Origin of the sequence: Microtetraspora malaysiensis (genome assembly GCF_001528665.1) — a bacterium.
In the GTDB taxonomy this organism is placed as follows: domain Bacteria; phylum Actinomycetota; class Actinomycetes; order Streptosporangiales; family Streptosporangiaceae; genus Microtetraspora_A; species Microtetraspora_A malaysiensis.
The window spans coordinates 1-17549 of the sequence record NZ_BBYJ01000004.1 but is presented as its reverse complement, the minus strand read 5'-3'; the positions used below and the strand labels follow the sequence as shown (position 1 = coordinate 17549).

General features: G+C 68.3%; 12 protein-coding genes, 1 rRNA gene and 1 pseudogene. 7 read left to right on the top strand and 7 right to left on the bottom strand.

From position 1 onward, the window contains the following. Positions 1-29 precede the first annotated feature (29 nt). Positions 30-698, top strand: a complete 669-nt coding sequence (locus AWQ71_RS00090) for an SDR family oxidoreductase (RefSeq protein ID WP_067125915.1) — start codon at positions 30-32, stop codon at positions 696-698. Positions 699-777: 79 nt separating this feature from the next. Here the strand turns inward: AWQ71_RS00090 and AWQ71_RS00085 are convergent, their stop codons facing one another. Together AWQ71_RS00085 and leuE are read right to left on the bottom strand one after the other, a co-directional pair. Further along, on the bottom strand, positions 778-1413 hold the full coding sequence (locus AWQ71_RS00085; protein ID WP_067124559.1) for a VC0807 family protein: 636 nt from the start codon (positions 1411-1413) through the stop codon (positions 778-780). A gap of 220 nt (positions 1414-1633) precedes the next feature. Next, entirely contained in the window at positions 1634-2323 is a 690-nt protein-coding gene (gene leuE / locus AWQ71_RS00080; RefSeq protein WP_067124556.1) for a leucine efflux protein LeuE, read from the bottom strand. A 202-nt stretch (positions 2324-2525) separates the two neighbouring features. On the opposite strand from leuE, the gene AWQ71_RS00075 reads away from it, so the two are divergent. The 3 genes from AWQ71_RS00075 to AWQ71_RS00065 all read left to right on the top strand — a co-directional run bounded on the left by AWQ71_RS00075 (position 2526) and on the right by AWQ71_RS00065 (position 7962). Continuing rightward, entirely contained in the window at positions 2526-3914 is a 1389-nt protein-coding gene (locus AWQ71_RS00075) for a selenium-binding protein SBP56-related protein (RefSeq protein WP_067125912.1), read from the top strand. Continuing rightward, the gene (locus AWQ71_RS00070) at positions 3911-4513 is read left to right on the top strand and encodes a hypothetical protein (protein ID WP_067124553.1); all 603 of its coding nucleotides are present in this window, start codon (positions 3911-3913) and stop codon (positions 4511-4513) included. Before AWQ71_RS00075 ends, AWQ71_RS00070 begins: the two co-directional genes overlap by 4 nt. Before the next feature lie 191 nt (positions 4514-4704). Then, a complete protein-coding gene (locus AWQ71_RS00065) occupies positions 4705-7962 on the top strand; it encodes an AfsR/SARP family transcriptional regulator (RefSeq protein WP_067124551.1) in 3258 nt (1085 codons plus the stop codon). 236 nt (positions 7963-8198) lie between these two features. Here the strand turns inward: AWQ71_RS00065 and AWQ71_RS00060 are convergent, their stop codons facing one another. Both AWQ71_RS00060 and AWQ71_RS39720 read right to left on the bottom strand, forming a co-directional pair. After that, positions 8199-8990 carry an ABC transporter permease gene (locus AWQ71_RS00060; protein ID WP_067124548.1) on the bottom strand — a complete coding sequence of 264 codons (792 nt, stop codon included), beginning with the start codon at positions 8988-8990 and terminating at the stop codon, positions 8199-8201. A 464-nt stretch (positions 8991-9454) separates the two neighbouring features. Continuing rightward, positions 9455-10255: pseudogene (locus AWQ71_RS39720) on the bottom strand (ATP-binding cassette domain-containing protein); the annotation flags it as partial. Positions 10256-10468: 213 nt separating this feature from the next. On the opposite strand from AWQ71_RS39720, the gene AWQ71_RS00050 reads away from it, so the two are divergent. Next, the gene (locus AWQ71_RS00050; RefSeq protein ID WP_067124542.1) at positions 10469-12106 is read left to right on the top strand and encodes a chitinase; all 1638 of its coding nucleotides are present in this window, start codon (positions 10469-10471) and stop codon (positions 12104-12106) included. A gap of 99 nt (positions 12107-12205) precedes the next feature. Here the strand turns inward: AWQ71_RS00050 and AWQ71_RS00045 are convergent, their stop codons facing one another. Continuing rightward, positions 12206-12358: a hypothetical protein gene (locus AWQ71_RS00045; RefSeq protein WP_157570116.1), complete on the bottom strand. Its 153-nt coding sequence runs from the start codon at positions 12356-12358 to the stop codon at positions 12206-12208. Between the two features lie 149 nt (positions 12359-12507). On the opposite strand from AWQ71_RS00045, the gene AWQ71_RS00040 reads away from it, so the two are divergent. Next, the gene (locus AWQ71_RS00040; RefSeq protein WP_067124536.1) at positions 12508-13851 is read left to right on the top strand and encodes a putative hexosyltransferase; all 1344 of its coding nucleotides are present in this window, start codon (positions 12508-12510) and stop codon (positions 13849-13851) included. Between the two features lie 18 nt (positions 13852-13869). On the opposite strand, the gene AWQ71_RS00035 is transcribed toward AWQ71_RS00040, so the two are convergent. Further along, entirely contained in the window at positions 13870-14280 is a 411-nt protein-coding gene (locus AWQ71_RS00035; protein ID WP_067124533.1) for a hypothetical protein, read from the bottom strand. Between the two features lie 61 nt (positions 14281-14341). Next, entirely contained in the window at positions 14342-15406 is a 1065-nt protein-coding gene (locus AWQ71_RS00030) for an AI-2E family transporter (RefSeq protein ID WP_067124530.1), read from the bottom strand. A gap of 610 nt (positions 15407-16016) precedes the next feature. Here AWQ71_RS00030 and AWQ71_RS00025 point away from each other — a divergent pair. Beyond that, positions 16017-17538: ribosomal RNA gene (locus tag AWQ71_RS00025) — 16S ribosomal RNA — on the top strand. The last annotated feature ends 11 nt before the right edge of the window (positions 17539-17549 follow it).

The window sequence follows — 17549 nt, the reverse complement described above, 5'->3', positions numbered from 1 at the left end:
GCGAGGATCGTCGGCGGGAGGTGAGCCAGATGCGCGTAGTGATCGCGGGAGGCCACGGCAAGATCGCACTCCGGCTGGAACGGCTGCTCGCCGCGCGCGGCGACGAGCCGGTGGGGCTGGTACGCGACCCCGATCATGTGGACGACGTCCGGGCGGCCGGAGCCGAGCCCGTGCGGTGCGACCTCGAACAGGCCCGGCCGGAGCAGCTGGCCGAGATCCTGATCGGGGCCGGGGCGGTGGTCTTCGCCGCGGGCGCCGGGCCGGGCAGCGGCGCGGCGCGCAAGGAGACGGTGGACCACCGCGGGTCGGTCCTGCTCGCGGACGCGGCCGAACGTGCCGGGGTCCGGCGGTTCATCCAGATCTCGACGATCGGGGCGGGCGCGCCGCCCGCGCCGGGGAGCGACGAGGTGTGGGTGGCCTACATCAACGCGAAGACCGCGGCCGAGGAGGACCTGCGCGCCCGGCCGAACCTCAACTGGACCATCCTTCGTCCCGGCCGGCTCACCGACGACAAGGGGACCGGCCTGGTGACCCTCGCGGACGTGCCGCTGGCGCAGCACGACCCGGTGCCCAGGGACGACGTCGCCGCCGTCGTCGCGGGGCTCATCGACACGCCGGAGACCCGGCACCGGGTCCTCGAAGTGGTGGGCGGGGGCACGCCGATCCCGCTGGCGATCCGGATCCTGCTCTTCCGCTGACGCCGTCGTGAACGGCTGTACGCGGAACGGCTGTTGTGGCGAAACGGCTGTGCGGTGGAACGGCTGTGCGGCGGAACGGCTATGCGGTGGCGGCGTCGAGGTTCAGCCGGTGCAGCACGCGCCGGAAGCCCCAGACGGACACGGCGATCGCCAGCCCCATGGCGGCGGCCATCGCCACCGTGCGCAGCAGCATGAAGCTGCCGATCGACTCGTTGAGGAGCAGCCAGATGTTCCCCGCCGAGTTCGCGATCAGCACGAACGCCCAGAGAAGCGTGACCCGGACGAAGAATTGCCGGACCCGTTCGTGCTTCAACACGAACGCCGGCAGGTGGACGAAGTCCTGCGCGAGCTTGGCCAGCAGCGGCCGGCGCAGCCGCAGGGACGCGAGGAGGACCAGGCCGAGACAGATCGTGCCGACCTCGGGCTGGATCAGGTAGACGACGGCGCTGCCGGTCCAGAAACCGAGCGCGGCCTGGGTCGTGAGCGCGACCGCGGTCAGCACCATCGTGCCGGGAACGCGGGTGCGCCGGACGACGCGCCAGAGCATGCCCAGGTAGACCCAGGCCAAGGCCGCGACGAGGGCGCCGTTGAGCCCGATCAGAGTGAGGGTGGCGTAGAAGACGGCGAGGGGGGCGAACACCCCTTCAATCAGCATCGGCACCGCCTGTCTCAGCAGAGACGGCAGGTGCGGCGGCGTGAAGGGCTGGTGGTCCATGACTCTCCCTGGGGTGACGGCGCGCCCCGGCGATCTCGCGATCACCCGGGCGAGGCGTGCTGCGCGTCGCCCCAGGCGGCCTGGCGCCGTCGGCCCGAGGTGGTCGGCCACGGGACGACAGCCAGCTTTGAGCGGGTCTTTTGTGGAGATATGCCGTGGTATGTCCGATTAAACGGCGGTAAACGGCTTGCTATTCCGGCAGACCCGCGCTTTGCCGACCTCAGCCGAGGCTGGAGGTCGCCAGCTTGGCCCCGAAACCCAGGAAGAGCACGCCGACGCCGGAGGTCAGCCCGGCCGAGAGCCTGCGCCGCCGCCGGAACTGGGCGGACAGGAACGTGCCGCTGAAGATCAGCATCGACAGGTAGAACGCGCTGAAGATCTGCACGATCGTCCCCAGAATGAGGAACGAGACGGCCGGTGCGCCGTACGACGGGTCCACGAACTGGATGAAGAACGAGACGAAGAACAGGATCGCCTTCGGGTTCAGCAGGCTGATCACCAACGCCCTGCGGAACGGGTCGGCGGCGGACTTGCCGGCGGACGTCGTCTCGGTCGCCATGCCTTCGGCGGCGACGGACTCGGCGGCGGACTCGGTCATGCCTCGAGAGCGCCACGCCGACCAGGCGGCGCGCAGCATGCCGAACCCGATCCACGCCAGATAGCCCGCCCCGGCGTACTTGACGACGTTGAACAGCGTGGGGTTCGACTTGAGTAGCGACGCCACGCCGGCGGCGGACAGCACCATCAGGACCGTGTCGCCGATGAAGACTCCGGAGGCCGCTCGGTAGCCCCGTCGTACCCCGCGCTGGGCGGCCGTGGAGAGCACGTAAACCGAGTTGGGGCCGGGCAGCAGGATGATCAGGAACGCGCCGATGGCGTACGTCCAGATGTCGGTGATGCCGAAGAACATGGGGCGGGCTTCCTTTGGGTTCGCGGTGACGGACCTGTCGGCCGCGTGACCCGCGCCGGCATGTTCACTCGCAAAAGATGACATATCACGCCACCTGTCGGCGGGATTCCCGCACCCCTGGCGAAGAATCCTGGGGTCACCGGAAGCGGTAAGGAAAATTACCTATTGACCCGGTGGGAAAAGTAGGAAGAACCTGGTGGGCATGAGCCTTTGGACGCCTGATCCCACGTTCTACCCCTCGCCCCGGGACGCCGTCGCCGCTCCCCGGGAGAAGCTCGCCTACGTCGCCGCCTTCGACCGGTCCGCGGAGCGGCCGGACGCGCTGGCCGTCCTCGACACCGACCCCGAATCCCCGGCGTACGGCACTGTGGTCGGCTGGACGGACCTTCCGTACACGGGGGACGAGCTCCACCACTTCGGGTGGAACGCCTGCAGCAGCGCCCTGTGCCCCAGCGCGCCGCACCCGCACGTCGAGCGGCGCTACCTGATCGTGCCCGGGCTGCGCTCCTCCCGGATCTACGTCTACGACACCAAGGGCCGGGTCAGCCCCGAGCTGGTCAAGGTCATCGAGCCTGAGGAGCTGGGCAAGCGCGCCGGATACTCCCGCCCGCACACCGTGCACTGCGGCCCCGAGGGCCTGTACGTCTCGGCGCTCGGCGGGTTCGGCGAGGACGGGCCCGGCGGCATCGCTCTGCTCGACCACACCTCGTTCGAGGTGGTCGGCCGGTGGGAGGCCGACCGCGGGTCGCAGCACCTCGCCTACGACTTCTGGTGGCACATCAACCACGACGTGCTGGTGAGCTCCGAATGGGGCACCCCGTCCATGGTCGAGGACGGCCTGGTCGGAGAGCTGCTGCTCGGCCGCAAGTACGGCCATCGCCTGCACTTCTGGGACCTGCGCAAGCGCAGGCACGTCCAGGAGATCGACCTCGGCGACCAGCACCAGATGGTCCTCGAACTGCGCCCCGCCCACGACCCGACCAAGACGTACGGCTTCGCCGGGGTGGTCACCAACGTGGAGGATCTGTCCGCGTCGATCTGGGTCTGGCACCGCGAGGGCTCCCGCTGGGAGGCGAGGAAGGTCATCCACATCCCGGCCGAACCCGCCGCGCCCGAGGAACTGCCCGACATACTCAAGCCGTTCGGCGCCGTGCCGCCGCTGGTCACCGACATCGACCTGTCCGTGGACGACCGCCACCTCTACGTGTCCTGCTGGGGGACGGGCGAGCTGAAGCGCTACGACGTCTCCGACCCCTTCGCGCCGGTCGAGACCGGGTCCGTGCGCATCGGCGGCATCGTCGGGCGCGCTCCCCACCCGGCCGCGCCGTACGAGCGGCTCGCGGGCGGGCCGCAGATGATCGAGGTCAGCCGCGACGGCCGGCGTGTCTACGTCACCAACTCGCTCTACGGATCCTGGGACGACCAGTTCTACCCCGACGGGGTCGGGGCGTGGATGGCCAAGGTCGACTCGGAGACGTTCACGTTCGACGAGCGGTTCTTCCCGCACGGCGACGACTTCCGGGGGCTGCGGCCGCACCAGACCCGGCTGCAGGGCGGCGACGCCTCCTCGGACTCGTACTGCTACCCATGACGCTGACCGCGGTCATCCTGCTGGGGGCCTTCCACGGGATCAATCCCGCGATGGGCTGGCTGTTCGCCGTGGCGAGGGGACTGCAGGAGCGCAGCCGCGACCGGCTCCTGCAGTCCCTCCCGGTGATCGCGCTCGGCCATCTCGCCTCCGTGGCCCTGGTGGCGCTGGTCGTCGGCGCCACCGGGTCCCTGGTGACGGGCACCGCGCTCTCGATCGGCGCGGGCGTGGTGCTCGTCGCCTTCGGCCTGTGGCGGCTGCTGTCCACGCGGCACTTCCGCTGGGTCGGCATGCGGTTGTCGCTCGGCCAGCTCGCCGCCTGGTCGTTCCTCATGTCGTCCGCGCACGGCGCCGGCCTCATGCTGCTGCCCGTGCTGACCCGCATCCCGGCCGGTCACCACGGCCACGCGATGTCCGGCGGCCTGTTCGTGGCCGGGATACACACGCTCGCCATGTTCGTCACCGCGGGGGTGGTCGCGCTCGCGGTGTACGAGTTCGCCGGGCTCACGGTTCTGCGCCGGGCCTGGTTCAACCTGGACCGGATGTGGGCCGTCGCCCTGGTCGGCGCGGGCGTGTTCACCCTGGTCCAGACGGCCTGGTGAGGCGGCTCAGCCGCTCACCAGACGGTCCCTCTGCCGAGCTGAGCCGGTGGTTGGCGGGCCGGGGTGGGCCAGGACGAGACGATCGGATGGTCGTGGTTGCGCTTTGAGGATGAATTGGTCGCAAAGGTGACGGCTTCCATAGCAGGGCGAAATGGACGACTAGGCCATGCGCGGGGTGCAGGATGTCCGCTGTGCGGATTTCTCTCCTGGGATCGTTGGAGGCCGTGAACCGTGGCGGCGAGCGGATCGCCCTGGGCGGACTGCGGCTCCGGGCGTTGCTCGCCGGCCTGGCGCTGGAACCCGGGAAGCTCCTCACTCAGGAGCGCCTCGCCGACATTCTCTGGGGCGAGGAGCAGCCGGCCAACACCGCGAACGCACTTCAGACCCTGGTCAAGCGACTTCGCGCGGCCATGGGCCTGCCCGGTGTGATCATGGCTCGTTCCGGCGGTTATCTCGTCGACGTCGATCCGGCCGATGTCGATGCCCATCGCTTTGCCCGGCTCGCCGAACGTGGTCACGCCGAGCGGGCGCCTGAGGCGGCCGCCCGTGCGTTCGACGATGCCCTCGCGCTCTGGCGGGGTCCGGCGCTCGCCGACCTGCACGCCGTGCCGTACCTGGCGAACGCCGCCGCGCTGCTCGAAGAACGGCGGCTGGCCGTGATCGAGGCCCGGGCGGAGGCGTACCTGGCGCTCGGATGGCGGATCGACCTGTCCGCGGAGGCGGCGGAGCACCCGTTCCGAGAGCGGTTGCAAGGGCTGGCGATGCGTGCTCTGGCCGCTAGTGGCAGACAGGCCGAGGCGCTCGCCCTCTACGAGAACACCCGCCAGGCGCTCACCGAGGGGCTCGGTGTCGACCCGGGGCCTGATCTTCGCGACGCCCATCTCGCCGTCCTGCGGGGCGATTCCGTACGGCCGTCGCCCCCAGCAGCGGATGGAGCCTCGCCGCCCGCTTCGCGCTCGGCCGATCCGCGACGGCGGCAGGCGACCGCACGCGTGCCTCTGACCAGCTTCGTCGGGCGGGAAGAAGAGGTCTCCCATGTGGGCGACCTGCTGCGGATCTCGCGCCTGGTGACGATCATCGGACCAGGAGGAGCGGGCAAGACGCGGCTCGCCGTCGAAACGGCACTCGGCATCACCGGCTCCGTGGCCGGTGGCCCGAAGCCTCATGCCTCGGCGGTGCTCGACACGCTTCGGATGGTGGAGCTCGCTCCCGTCACCGACCCGGTCGACGTGCCGTACGCCGTCCTCGACGCGCTCGGTGTTACGGCGGACCGATCGGCGGCGGGGGAGTGGCGAGCCGATCCCATCGATCCCATCGACCCCGTCGCGCAGATCGTCGCAGCCGTGGGTGCCCGGCGGCTCCTGCTCGTGCTGGACAACTGCGAGCACGTGATCGACGCGGTGGCATTGATCGCGCGTCGCCTTGTCGAGGAATGCCCCGGGGCGATCGTGCTCGCCACCAGCAGGGAACCACTCAGGGTCCCGGGTGAGATGCTCGCGCCGATCCCACCGCTGCGGCTGCCGCCCGAAGGCGCGACGGTCGAAGAGGCGCGCGACTGTCCGGCCGTGCGGCTCCTCCTGGAGAGATCTGCCGGCGCGCGGCCGGGGTTCACCCTCGACGAGTCGAACGTGAACTCCATCGTCACCATCTGCCGTCGTCTCGACGGCATGCCCCTGGCCATCGAGCTGGCGGCGGCGCGGCTGCGCGCTCTGACGCCCGCGCAGCTCGCGATGCGCCTCGACGATCGTTTCCGCTTGCTCACCGCGGGCAACCGTACGGCCCTTCCACGGCATCAGACGCTCCGCGCCGTGGTGGAGTGGAGCTGGGACCTGCTGGACCCGAGAGAGCAGGAGCTGGCCCGCAGACTCGCCGTTTTCGCGGGCGGAGCGACGTTCGACGACATCGAGCGTGTGTGCGGAGACGAGTGGCCGCTCAGCGCGACCGGAAGCGGTGCCGACCTGGACGTGCTGGAGCTCCTGCCGTCGCTGGTGGACAAGTCCTTGGTCGAGATGGTGGACGACGGCCGATATCGGATGTTGGAGACGATCCGTGCCTTCGCTCTCGAACGGCTCGGCGAAGCCGGGGAACTCGATGTGTTCCGGCGACGCCATGCCCTGCGGTTCCTGGAACTCGTGGAGAGCGCCGAGCCGCGACTGCGTACGGCCGGCCAGATCGAATGGATCGACCGGCTGATCGCCGACCAGGATGACCTCCACGCCGCGCTCCGCTGGGCGCTGGATCGCCGGGACGTCGAGCTGGCCGTACGGCTCTGCGGTTCGCTGAACTGGTTCTGGTGGCTCCGCGGCTATCGGGCCGAAGGCGCGGTGTGGGCCGAGCAGGTTCTCACGCTGGCGGGGGAGGAACCTCCCCCTGGCCTGGCCGGAGCGTACGCCGGCTGCCAGTTCGCGGTCGACGTCACGAAGCTGGGCTCGCTGCTCGCCGATCCCGACCGGTTGAGGACCATGGCCGCTCGGATGGACGCGCTGATCGACCGCGCGGTCCGTGAGGGCTCCCTCCATCCGATGTTGCTGATCGGCAGGGTCGTCATGGCGTTCATGGGAGGACAGGAGGAGCACGGCCTCGCCCTGCTCGACGGCTATGTGCGCTCCGACGACCCGTGGTTGGCGAGCTCGGCCCACATGATCAGGGGCGGCTTCCAACCTGAGCGGGACCGGTCTCGGCAGGATCTGGAGGCGGCCGTGGCCGGTTTCCGGGCGATCGGCGAACGCTGGGGCCTCAGCGAGGCCCTGCTCGGCCTCGCCTCGCTCCACGCCGCCCGCGGTGACCTGCCGCCCGGCCTCATAGAGGAGGTCGCGGAACTGACCTCCGAGTGGGTGAGCGCGGAGGAGGTGGTCTCCACACTGACCCGGCTCGCGGGCCTGCGCGCACAGGCGGGAGACCTCGAGGGCGCCGCCGGCGACATCGCCCGGGCCAGGGCCGCCGTCGCTCCCGACCTTCCCGCGCACGCCCTGGCCCAGCTCCGGATCGGTGAGAGCGAGGTGGCGCGGCGCAGAGGAGACCTCGACGGAGCGTTGCGCGTCTACGATCAGGTCATCGCGGACCTGGGTCGAATCCCCGTGATCCCCCAGCAGGAGGCCTGGGCACACCACGCCTATGCCAGAGCTCTCGCTGAGAGGGGCGACTTCGCCGCGGCGCGGGAGCACCATCTGCTGGCGATCGACGCATTGGGTGCCGCCCCCGACCTGCCCGTTCTCGCCTCGGCCGTCGCCGGATTCGCGATCACCCTGCTGCGCGTGGGCGACGCAGAGCGCGCGGTCGTGCTGTTCGGCGCGGCCGTCGCCATCCACCCTTCCGCCGACGCCGACACGGACGTCGTGGCGGCGACGACGGCGGCCCGTTCGGCCCTGGGCTCCCGGTTCGACGAGGTGTACGCACGCGGCGCCACCCTGTCCCGTCAGGAGATCGACCGGCTCCTCCGCTCGACCTGACCGCCACGCACGACCAACCAGGACCGAGACGAAACCTCTGACGTATCGGGCGAAGGCGGCACGCACACGATGCGACGAGCGGGCAGCCGCACGCGCGCGACGGACGGGATACCTTCCTCCGGAGGACGGGCGCCAGAGGCCGGCGACCATTCGCACGCCGCCTCGCATGGTGGCCCACTCTGTTCCGGCGACGACGGCCCGGCCGAGCCGCTCGTTGATGCCGGTGATGTCCATGGTCAACGGATCCGCCTGGTGTAGCTGTGGACGGCGAGTGGGAAGAAGACGGCGGCGATGGCGATGGCCCAGGCCAACGTGATCCAGAGGTGGGCTCCCAGCGGCCCTCCGGTGAGCAGGGCGCGCAGCGACGCGGCCAGGTGTGAAACCGGGTTCACGTCCATCCACCAGCGGAGCCAGCCGGGCACGTTGGTCGCCGGGATGAACGCGGTGCTGCCGAACGTCAGGGGAAGCAGGACGGCGGTCGCCATGCCCTGCATCGAGGCGACGCTTCTGGCCTTGAGCCCGATCCACGCGGAGGCCCAGGACAGCGCGAATGTGAACAGCAGCACGAGGGTGACCCCGGCGAACGTCTCCGCGAGTGAGGTGCGGACGCGGAATCCGACGACGAAGCCGGTGAGCAGCGATGCCGTGACGGTCAACAGCATGGTCAGAGTGTCGGCGAGGATCCGGCCGATCAACGGGGCCGATCTCGCGATCGGCAGGCTGCGGAACCGGTCGAAGACTCCGTTGCCGATGTCCTCGGCGAGATTCATGCCGGTGGTGTTTGTCGCGACCAGCGCGACCTGGACGAGCACGCCCGGCAGCAGGAACTGGGCGGTCCCCGTCTGATTGCCCGTCATCACCCCGAACAGGCAGACGAACAGCATGATCATGAAGATCGGCTGGAGCAGGAGCTGGACGAGCCGCCCGGGCTCATTGCGCAGCGGCACGAGACTGCGCCACGCGAGCGTGAGCCCCTGTATGAGCGCACCGCTCCGGGGCCGGGCCCGATGAGAGGCGAGAGAGGTCATGCCATGCTCCTTCCGCTGGACTGCGGCTGCCGAGACGACACGGTGGGGCGTGGCGCAGGCGGCTCTGACGATGGTGGCGGCGCCTGCCGCGATGCGGACGCCGTTCCGCCCGTGCCTGTGGACAACCGCGGGGCTGTGGACAACTCCGGAGAGGGAGTGGTGACGAGGGCGAGGAACGCCTCGTCGAGGCTCGGCCGCCGGAGCGCGTGTTCGGTGAGCGTGATCCCGGCGTCCTCCAGGCGGCGGAACACCTCGGGCACCATGGCCGGATCGATGATCGGCACGCTGAGCACGCCGTCCTCGACCGGCCCGTACGCGCGACCGGGCATCGCGCCGGACCGCTCGTCGGCTGTCCGCTCGTCGGCCGTCCGCTCGGTCGCGCCCTCGGCCCGTTCCTCCGCCGCGGCCGTGCCCCCTGCAGGCCGGGACATCGCGTCCTTCGACGGCCGATTCGTCGCCTCAGCGGTGGCCGGCCGGTGGGTCGCCTGGCCGCGGGTCACGTGCGGCGTGACGCCGGTGACCTGGGTGAGGATGTCGTGTGCCTTCCTCAGATCCCGTTCGGGCCTGATCTCCAACCGTCGGTGTCCGGCCCGGCTCTTGAGCTGGTCGGGCGTCCCGTCGGCCGCCACCCGGCCGTGGTCGATGACCACGATCCGGTCGGCGAGCTGGTCGGCCTCCTCCAGATATTGCGTGGTCAGCAGCACCGTGGAGCCGCCCGCGACCTGCTCGCGCACGATGTCCCAGAGCTCGGTCCTGGCACGGGGGTCGAGCCCCGTGGTCGGTTCGTCCATGAAGATGATCCGCGGGTCGGCCACCATGCTCACGGCCAGGTCGAGCCGCCGTCGCATGCCTCCCGAATAGGTTCTCGCGGCCCGGTCGCCCGCCTCGGTCAGGCGGAAACGGTCGAGCAGGCCGACGGCCCGGGCTCGTGCGTCCGCCCGGCTCATCCCCAGCAGGCGGCCGATCATCATCAGGTTCTGTGTGCCGGTGAGGTTCTCGTCGACCGACGCGTACTGCCCCGTGAGACCGATCAGCTCGCGTACCCGGCGCGGCCGGGCGACCACGTCGTGCCCGCCGACGCGGGCGCTGCCGCCGTCGGGGGAGACGAGCGTGGCGAGGATGCGCACCGCCGTGGTCTTGCCCGCCCCGTTCGGCCCCAGGACGGCGAGGACCTCTCCCGGGCGTGCCGTCAGATTTACCCCGTCGAGTGCCGCCTTGTCCCCATATCGCTTGATGAGCCCTTCGGCTTCGATCGCGTACGTCATGGAGTGAAGGTTCGCCGCCCGCGCTGGCACCCGCCTGGCACCGCCCTGGCATTCCGTTGGCGGAGCCGCGCACCGGGGGATCGGCGTCCTCGGCCGGATTAGGCCTTGTCCGCCCATGGGCGCGGGGTTACGATCCCGATAACTTTTAAGAAACTTTATTAAAAGAACTCGCCGAAGTCCGTTCCACACCCCCTTCTCGAACGGAAGACGCCCATGAAGAAACCGCTGACCATCGGCGCGGTCGCGCTGCTCGCCGCCGCCGGCTTCCTCTTCACATCCGGTACGGCGTACGCCGCGAACATCGCCGTGAACCCCGGGTTCGAGGACGGGCTGTCGGGGTGGACGTGCTCGGCCTCGTCCGGCGCCCAGGCCGTCTCGTCGCCCGTACGCACCGGGTCGAAGGCGTTGTCCGCCATTCCTGCGGGTAGCGACACGGGGCGGTGCGAGCAGACGATCGCGGTGCGTCCTTCGACGTCGTACACGCTGTCGGCCTGGGTCCAAGGCAACTACGTCTTTCTCGGCGCGTCGGGCATGGGGGTGAGCGCGCAGACATGGGCGGCGCCCGGATCGTCGTGGACCCAGGTGACGACGTCGTTCACGACCGGTTCGTCCACGATGAGCGTGTCGATCTATCTCAACGGCTGGTACGGCCAGGGGGCGTACTACGCCGACGACGTGGTGCTGGACGGGCCCGGGGGCGGTCCCTCCCCGTCCGCGAGCCCGTCCGCGAGCCCGTCCGCCAGCCCTTCGGCGAGCCCGTCCGCGAGTCCCTCACCGAGTCCGAGCGCGTCTCCCAGCGCATCTCCCAGTGCGTCTCCGAGCGGCCCTCCGCCCGGCGGAAAGCGGTTGCTGGTGGGCTACCTGCACGCGTCCTTCGCCAACGGATCGGGATATGTCCGGATGGCCGATGTGCCCGCTGAATGGGACTTCGTCAACCTCGCGTTCGGCGAGCCGACCTCCGTCACCTCGGGCGACATCCGGTTCACCCGCTGTCCGGCCACCGAATGCCCGGCTGTCGAGAGTGACGCGGACTTCATCGCCGCCATCCGCGCCAAGCAGGCGGCGGGCAAGAAGGTGCTGATCTCGATCGGCGGGCAGAACGGCCAGGTCCAGCTCACCACGACCGCCGCCCGCGACGCCTTCGTCCAGTCCGTCGCCGCGATCATCGACAAGTACGGCCTGGACGGCCTCGACATCGACTTCGAGGGCCACTCGCTGTCGCTCAACCCCGGCGACAACGACTTCAAGAACCCGACCACACCCGTGATTGTGAACCTGATCTCGGCTCTGAAGACCCTCAAGGCCAGGTACGGACCGGGCTTCGCGCTCACGATGGCGCCCGAGACGTTCTTCGTCCAGCTCGGCTACCAGTTCTACGGCCCCGGCCCGAACGGCGCCGCGGATGCCCGCTCCGGCGCATACCTTCCCGTGATCTACGCGATGCGGGACGACCTGACGTTGCTGCACGTCCAGGACTACAACTCCGGGCCGATCATGGGCCTCGACAACCAATACCACACCATGGGAGTGGCCGATTTCCACGTCGCCATGACCGACATGCTGCTCACGGGCTTCCCCGTGGCCGGCGGCGCCACGTTCCCGCCGCTCCGTCCCGAGCAGGTGGCGATCGGCCTGCCGGCCGCGCCGTACGCGGGCAACGGATTCACCACGGTCGCCGAGGTCCAGAAGGCGTTCGGCTGCCTGGCGAAGGGCTCCGGATGCGGTTCCTACCGCCCGCACGGCGTCTTCCCCGGCCTGCGCGGGCTGATGACCTGGTCCATCAACTGGGACAAGTACAACGGCTACGAGTTCTCGCGCAGCCACCGCGCCTACCTCGACGCGCTCGGCTGATCTCCCGAACCGGGTGAGGGCTGCCACACTCTGACGTCTGCGAAGGCGGGCAGGTCGGGTCCGGCCTGCCTGCTACGGCATGCGGAGCGAGTCCCGGCGTCAGATAGGCCGGGAGTCCACCAAAACGGCCAGGGTGTTGCGGGCCAGATCCGCGTCCCGGCGGGCACGGTAGGCGGCCCAGCGCCCCGTGTCGTGCCGGGCGCTCCGCGAGGGGGACAGGAAGCCGATCACCATCCCAACGAACGTGGCCACGCCAAGCACGATCCACAACCGCAACTTCATCACTACCCCCTGATATTGCTGTAAGTAATCATGCTACGACGCTCTGTCGCGAAAATCCCCGAAATCTTCCTTCCCCGGGTGGCCGATATAGCCACCCATCGGGCAGTCTTGGGACCGTTATGGATTACGCGATTCCCACGGGCCTCGTTCTCGTCATCGGTGTGCTGCTTGCTCTGCTGGCACAGCGGAAGGGATGGAAGCCGTCGCTGGCCGTCACTCTGGCCGTCGGCATCGGCTTCCGTGTCCTGATCATGGTGCTGTCGGCGAAGGACAGTTGGCAGCCGATCGACTTCGTGAACAGCTTCCGCCCGGCGGGTGAGGCGATCCTCAATCACCGCGACCCCGTGCTCGAAAGCAACGGTGGTTGGCACTTCCTCCCCACGATCCCGTACATGTACGGGCTGTTGCTCTGGCTCGGCATCCCGTGGGAGGTCGCGGGCCGGCTGGTGACGGTCGTCTCCGACATCGTGCTCATCCCGCTCGTGGGCAAGCTGGCCGGCGGCGCGACCGCGAGGCTTCGCGCGTTCCAATACGCCTGCAACCCCCTCGCGATCCTGGTGGCCTCCGTGCACGGCCAGGTCGAGCCGGTCTCGCTGGTGTTCGCCGTGGCGGCGTTCGTCGTGGCTCGCGGGCCGAACGGCTGGACGCTCCCCGAGACGCTCCCGTGGCGACGACCGGCCGATTTCCTGCGCCGCTTCACCCATCCGACCGACGCGGACCGGGCGGCGACCGGACGCGCCCTGTGGGCGGGAGTGCTCATGGGGATGGCCCTCTGCGCGAAGAGCTGGCCGGTCATCCTGGTGCCCGGCATGCTCATGTTCCTGCCCGGACTGCGCTCCCGGGTGGTCTCGCTCATCGGTGTGGGCCTGCCGCCGGTGCTGTTCCTGCTCACGCTGCCGATCGGCGGCTGGACCGCGTGGAACCAGCTACCCGAGGTGCTCAAGACGATCGGCCTGCGTCCCAGCGACGTCCGTCCGATCACCGGCGACTGGGGCTGGACCGCGGTGCTGAACGGAGGCGACTGGGTGCTCAGCCCCACCTCCCTCAAGATCGGCCAGTACCTCATTTACGCGTCGCTCGTGGCCTGCGTGATCTGGTGGCGCAAGGCCGATCCCATCGACGTCACGACCGCGATCGTCCTGGCGTTCATGATCTTCACGCCGCGGCTGGGCGCGCAGTACCTCATGTGGTTCATGCCGTTCCTGGTCGCCCGGCCCACCCGCTGGGCGTGGCCGGTGATCATCGGCAGCACCGTCTGGGCGGCCATCGGCTACTTGGTGCTCACCCAGTTCACCGGCGCGAAATGGGGAGAGCTCCACTCGCCGTGGGCGATCAGCTCCATCGTGCTGTTCCCGGTGCTCATCGCGGGGATGCCGTGGAGCCGCCGCAGAGCGCTGCCGACTACGGCGCCGCAGCACGCGCTCACTGTCACGCCCACCGTGCAGGAGCGCACGTCCCCCTGACGCGCGCCCGGCCGCGGGTCACTTGACGATCAGCCGGATCAGGTGGCCGTGGCTCTTGAACTCAAGACTGTCACCGTCCAGCACGCCCGTGACGCAGTCGAACACTCCGGGCCCGCGCTGCCGTACGAAGAAGGCGGACTCGGCGACCGCGGAGAGGAGGCGGATCGCGTCGCGGTGGATGCGCACCCCCTCCTGGTCGCCGGCCAGCGAGACGGTGACCTCGTAGACGCCGTCCGGGAGGAGCCGCTGCCCGGTGAGCAGCCACTCCGAGCCGCAGGCCCGGCGCAGGTGCGGCAGCAGGTGCACCTCGGGATCCTCGGTGACCCAGCCGTCCCGATTCATGCACTCCAGTAGCTGTCGGATCTCGGGATCCATGGCGGAGCCATCCGCGATCCCGGTCTGCCGCTCGTCGGTGTCCCATCGCCGCATGTTTCGACCATACGCGTCGCGATGCCGGGCACCAGGGGAGGCCGCCACGCGTCGTGCCAGGTCAGGCGGCCGCGTCGGGAGCCTTCGAGGCCGATGGCAACCGGCCGGACACGAGCGCGGCCGCCCACTTGCCGTTCGGGTCGCTGTCCACCAGCAGCGCGCGTACGAGCAGGCTGAGCGGGATCGCCAGCAGGGCACCCAGCGGGCCGAGTACCCAGGTCCAGACGATCAGCGACAGGAACGTGATCGTCGTGGACAGCCCGACGGCGTCCCCCAGGAACTTCGGCTGGATGAAGGACTGGATCACCACGTTGATCGCGATGTAGGCGACGATCACCAGGATCATCGTCTTCGGGCCGCCTTCGAGCAGTCCCAGCAGCGCGGGAGGGATCAGGCCCAGGAAGAAACCGATGTTCGGTACATAGTTCGTGATCAGTGCGAAGACGCCCCAGAGCAGGGGGAGTGGCACGTCCAGCGCGTACAGGGCCACGATGTCCAGCGCCGAGCAGATCGCGCCGAAGATCGTCGAGACGATCAGGTACCGCCTGGTCTTGTGCGTGAACGTGGTGAACGCCATGATCAGGGCCGGCCGATCGTCGCGCGCGGCGGCCATGATCCGCGAGTAGATCGGCGCGTCCAGGCTCATGGCGAGCAGCATGATCACGATGAGGAAGAGGCTGGAGAACACCCCGAGCAGCCCGGAGAACACGCTCTGCGCCACGTCGATCAGCTTGCCGAAATCGATGGAGGAGAGCGCCCTGTTGATCTCGGCGGCGCCGTAGCCGAGCCCGGCCAGCCACTTCTGGAGGTCGGCGATGACCTGGTTGAACTGGTGCGCGTACGTCGGCGCGAGGATGGCGAGCTGGGCCGCCGCGAAGCTGAGGATGGCGATCATGCCGAGCAGCACCACGATAACGACCAGCAGGGGGATCGTGATGAGCATCCACCCGGGGGCCTTGCGGCGGTAGAGCCACTCGCGCAGCGGGGACACGGCGATGACGAGCGTCAGCGCGAGGATCACCGGACCGAGGATCGACTGAACCGCCTGCATACCGGCCAGGACAATGACGGCGGCGGCCGTACAGACCAACACGATCAGGGCCCGGGGAACACGCTGTTCAGCCATCTCCCGTTTCTACCTGATCGGGGGGCAAAGATCGATCGGCGCCCGGTTCGCGGGCGCCCGCCCCGCCGGCACGAGTGCCGCCCGGCCCGTCCCGGCGTTTCGTGGCTCGAACACTCTGGGCTGCTGTTAATCTTGTCCAGTCGGCGCAGTCCGGCGTCTTCCTTCCCCTTCCGCTGAGCGGTTCAGGCATGGGACGGCGTGGGCTAAACTCGACAAGTCTCCTCAAACGATCAGTTTCGGGTCATTCGTTCGCGAAGCGGACAAGGATCTGGTAAGTTAGAGGGGTTGCCCCGGAAACGGGGCGGCTGCGATTCCTCTGGAGTTGCGCGGTTCGGGTCAAGTGCTCCGAAATGGGGCGGTTTGACACGGACCGGGCGACACGGAAGAATAGTAAACAGAAAGAACGAAGCGAATAACGCCCCGGAGCGGATGGCTCGGTTTCGAGTCTGAGGTGATGGTGGTCGCTTCCGTTTCTTGAGAACTCAACAGTGTGCTAAAAGCCAGTGCATGATGCACAACCCCGTCCTTACCTGCATCTTTGGGTGTGGGGGGATGGATTCCTTTGGTTGACATTCATGTTGAATGTTGGCCAGGAAAAACTCGAAGACATTGTTTGGAGAGTTTGATCCTGGCTCAGGACGAACGCTGGCGGCGTGCTTAACACATGCAAGTCGAGCGGAAAGGCCCTTCGGGGTACTCGAGCGGCGAACGGGTGAGTAACACGTGAGTAACCTGCCCCTGACTCTGGGATAAGCCTGGGAAACTGGGTCTAATACCGGATATGACTACTTCGGGCATCCGATGGTGGTGGAAAGTTTTTTCGGTTGGGGATGGACTCGCGGCCTATCAGCTTGTTGGTGGGGTAGTGGCCTACCAAGGCGACGACGGGTAGCCGGCCTGAGAGGGCGACCGGCCACACTGGGACTGAGACACGGCCCAGACTCCTACGGGAGGCAGCAGTGGGGAATATTGCGCAATGGGCGAAAGCCTGACGCAGCGACGCCGCGTGGGGGATGACGGCCTTCGGGTTGTAAACCTCTTTCAGCAGGGACGAAGTTGACGTGTACCTGTAGAAGAAGCGCCGGCTAACTACGTGCCAGCAGCCGCGGTAATACGTAGGGCGCAAGCGTTGTCCGGAATTATTGGGCGTAAAGAGCTCGTAGGTGGCTTGTCGCGTCTGCCGTGAAAGCTTAGGGCTTAACCCTAGGTCTGCGGTGGATACGGGCAGGCTAGAGGCTGGTAGGGGCAAGCGGAATTCCTGGTGTAGCGGTGAAATGCGCAGATATCAGGAGGAACACCGGTGGCGAAGGCGGCTTGCTGGGCCAGTTCTGACGCTGAGGAGCGAAAGCGTGGGGAGCGAACAGGATTAGATACCCTGGTAGTCCACGCTGTAAACGTTGGGCGCTAGGTGTGGGGACCTTCCACGGTTTCCGCGCCGTAGCTAACGCATTAAGCGCCCCGCCTGGGGAGTACGGCCGCAAGGCTAAAACTCAAAGGAATTGACGGGGGCCCGCACAAGCGGCGGAGCATGTTGCTTAATTCGACGCAACGCGAAGAACCTTACCAAGGTTTGACATACACCGGAAAGCCTCAGAGATGGGGCCCTCTTCGGACTGGTGTACAGGTGGTGCATGGCTGTCGTCAGCTCGTGTCGTGAGATGTTGGGTTAAGTCCCGCAACGAGCGCAACCCTTGTTCCATGTTGCCAGCACGCCCTTTGGGGTGGTGGGGACTCATGGGAGACTGCCGGGGTCAACTCGGAGGAAGGTGGGGATGACGTCAAGTCATCATGCCCCTTATGTCTTGGGCTGCAAACATGCTACAATGGCCGGTACAGAGGGTTGCGATGCCGTGAGGTGGAGCGAATCCCTAAAAGCCGGTCTCAGTTCGGATTGGGGTCTGCAACTCGACCCCATGAAGTCGGAGTCGCTAGTAATCGCAGATCAGCAACGCTGCGGTGAATACGTTCCCGGGCCTTGTACACACCGCCCGTCACGTCACGAAAGTCGGCAACACCCGAAGCCCGTGGCCCAACCGGTTTACCGGGGGGAGCGGTCGAAGGTGGGGCTGGCGATTGGGACGAAGTCGTAACAAGGTAGCCGTACCGGAAGGTGCGGCTGGATCACCTCCTTTCTAAGGAGCAT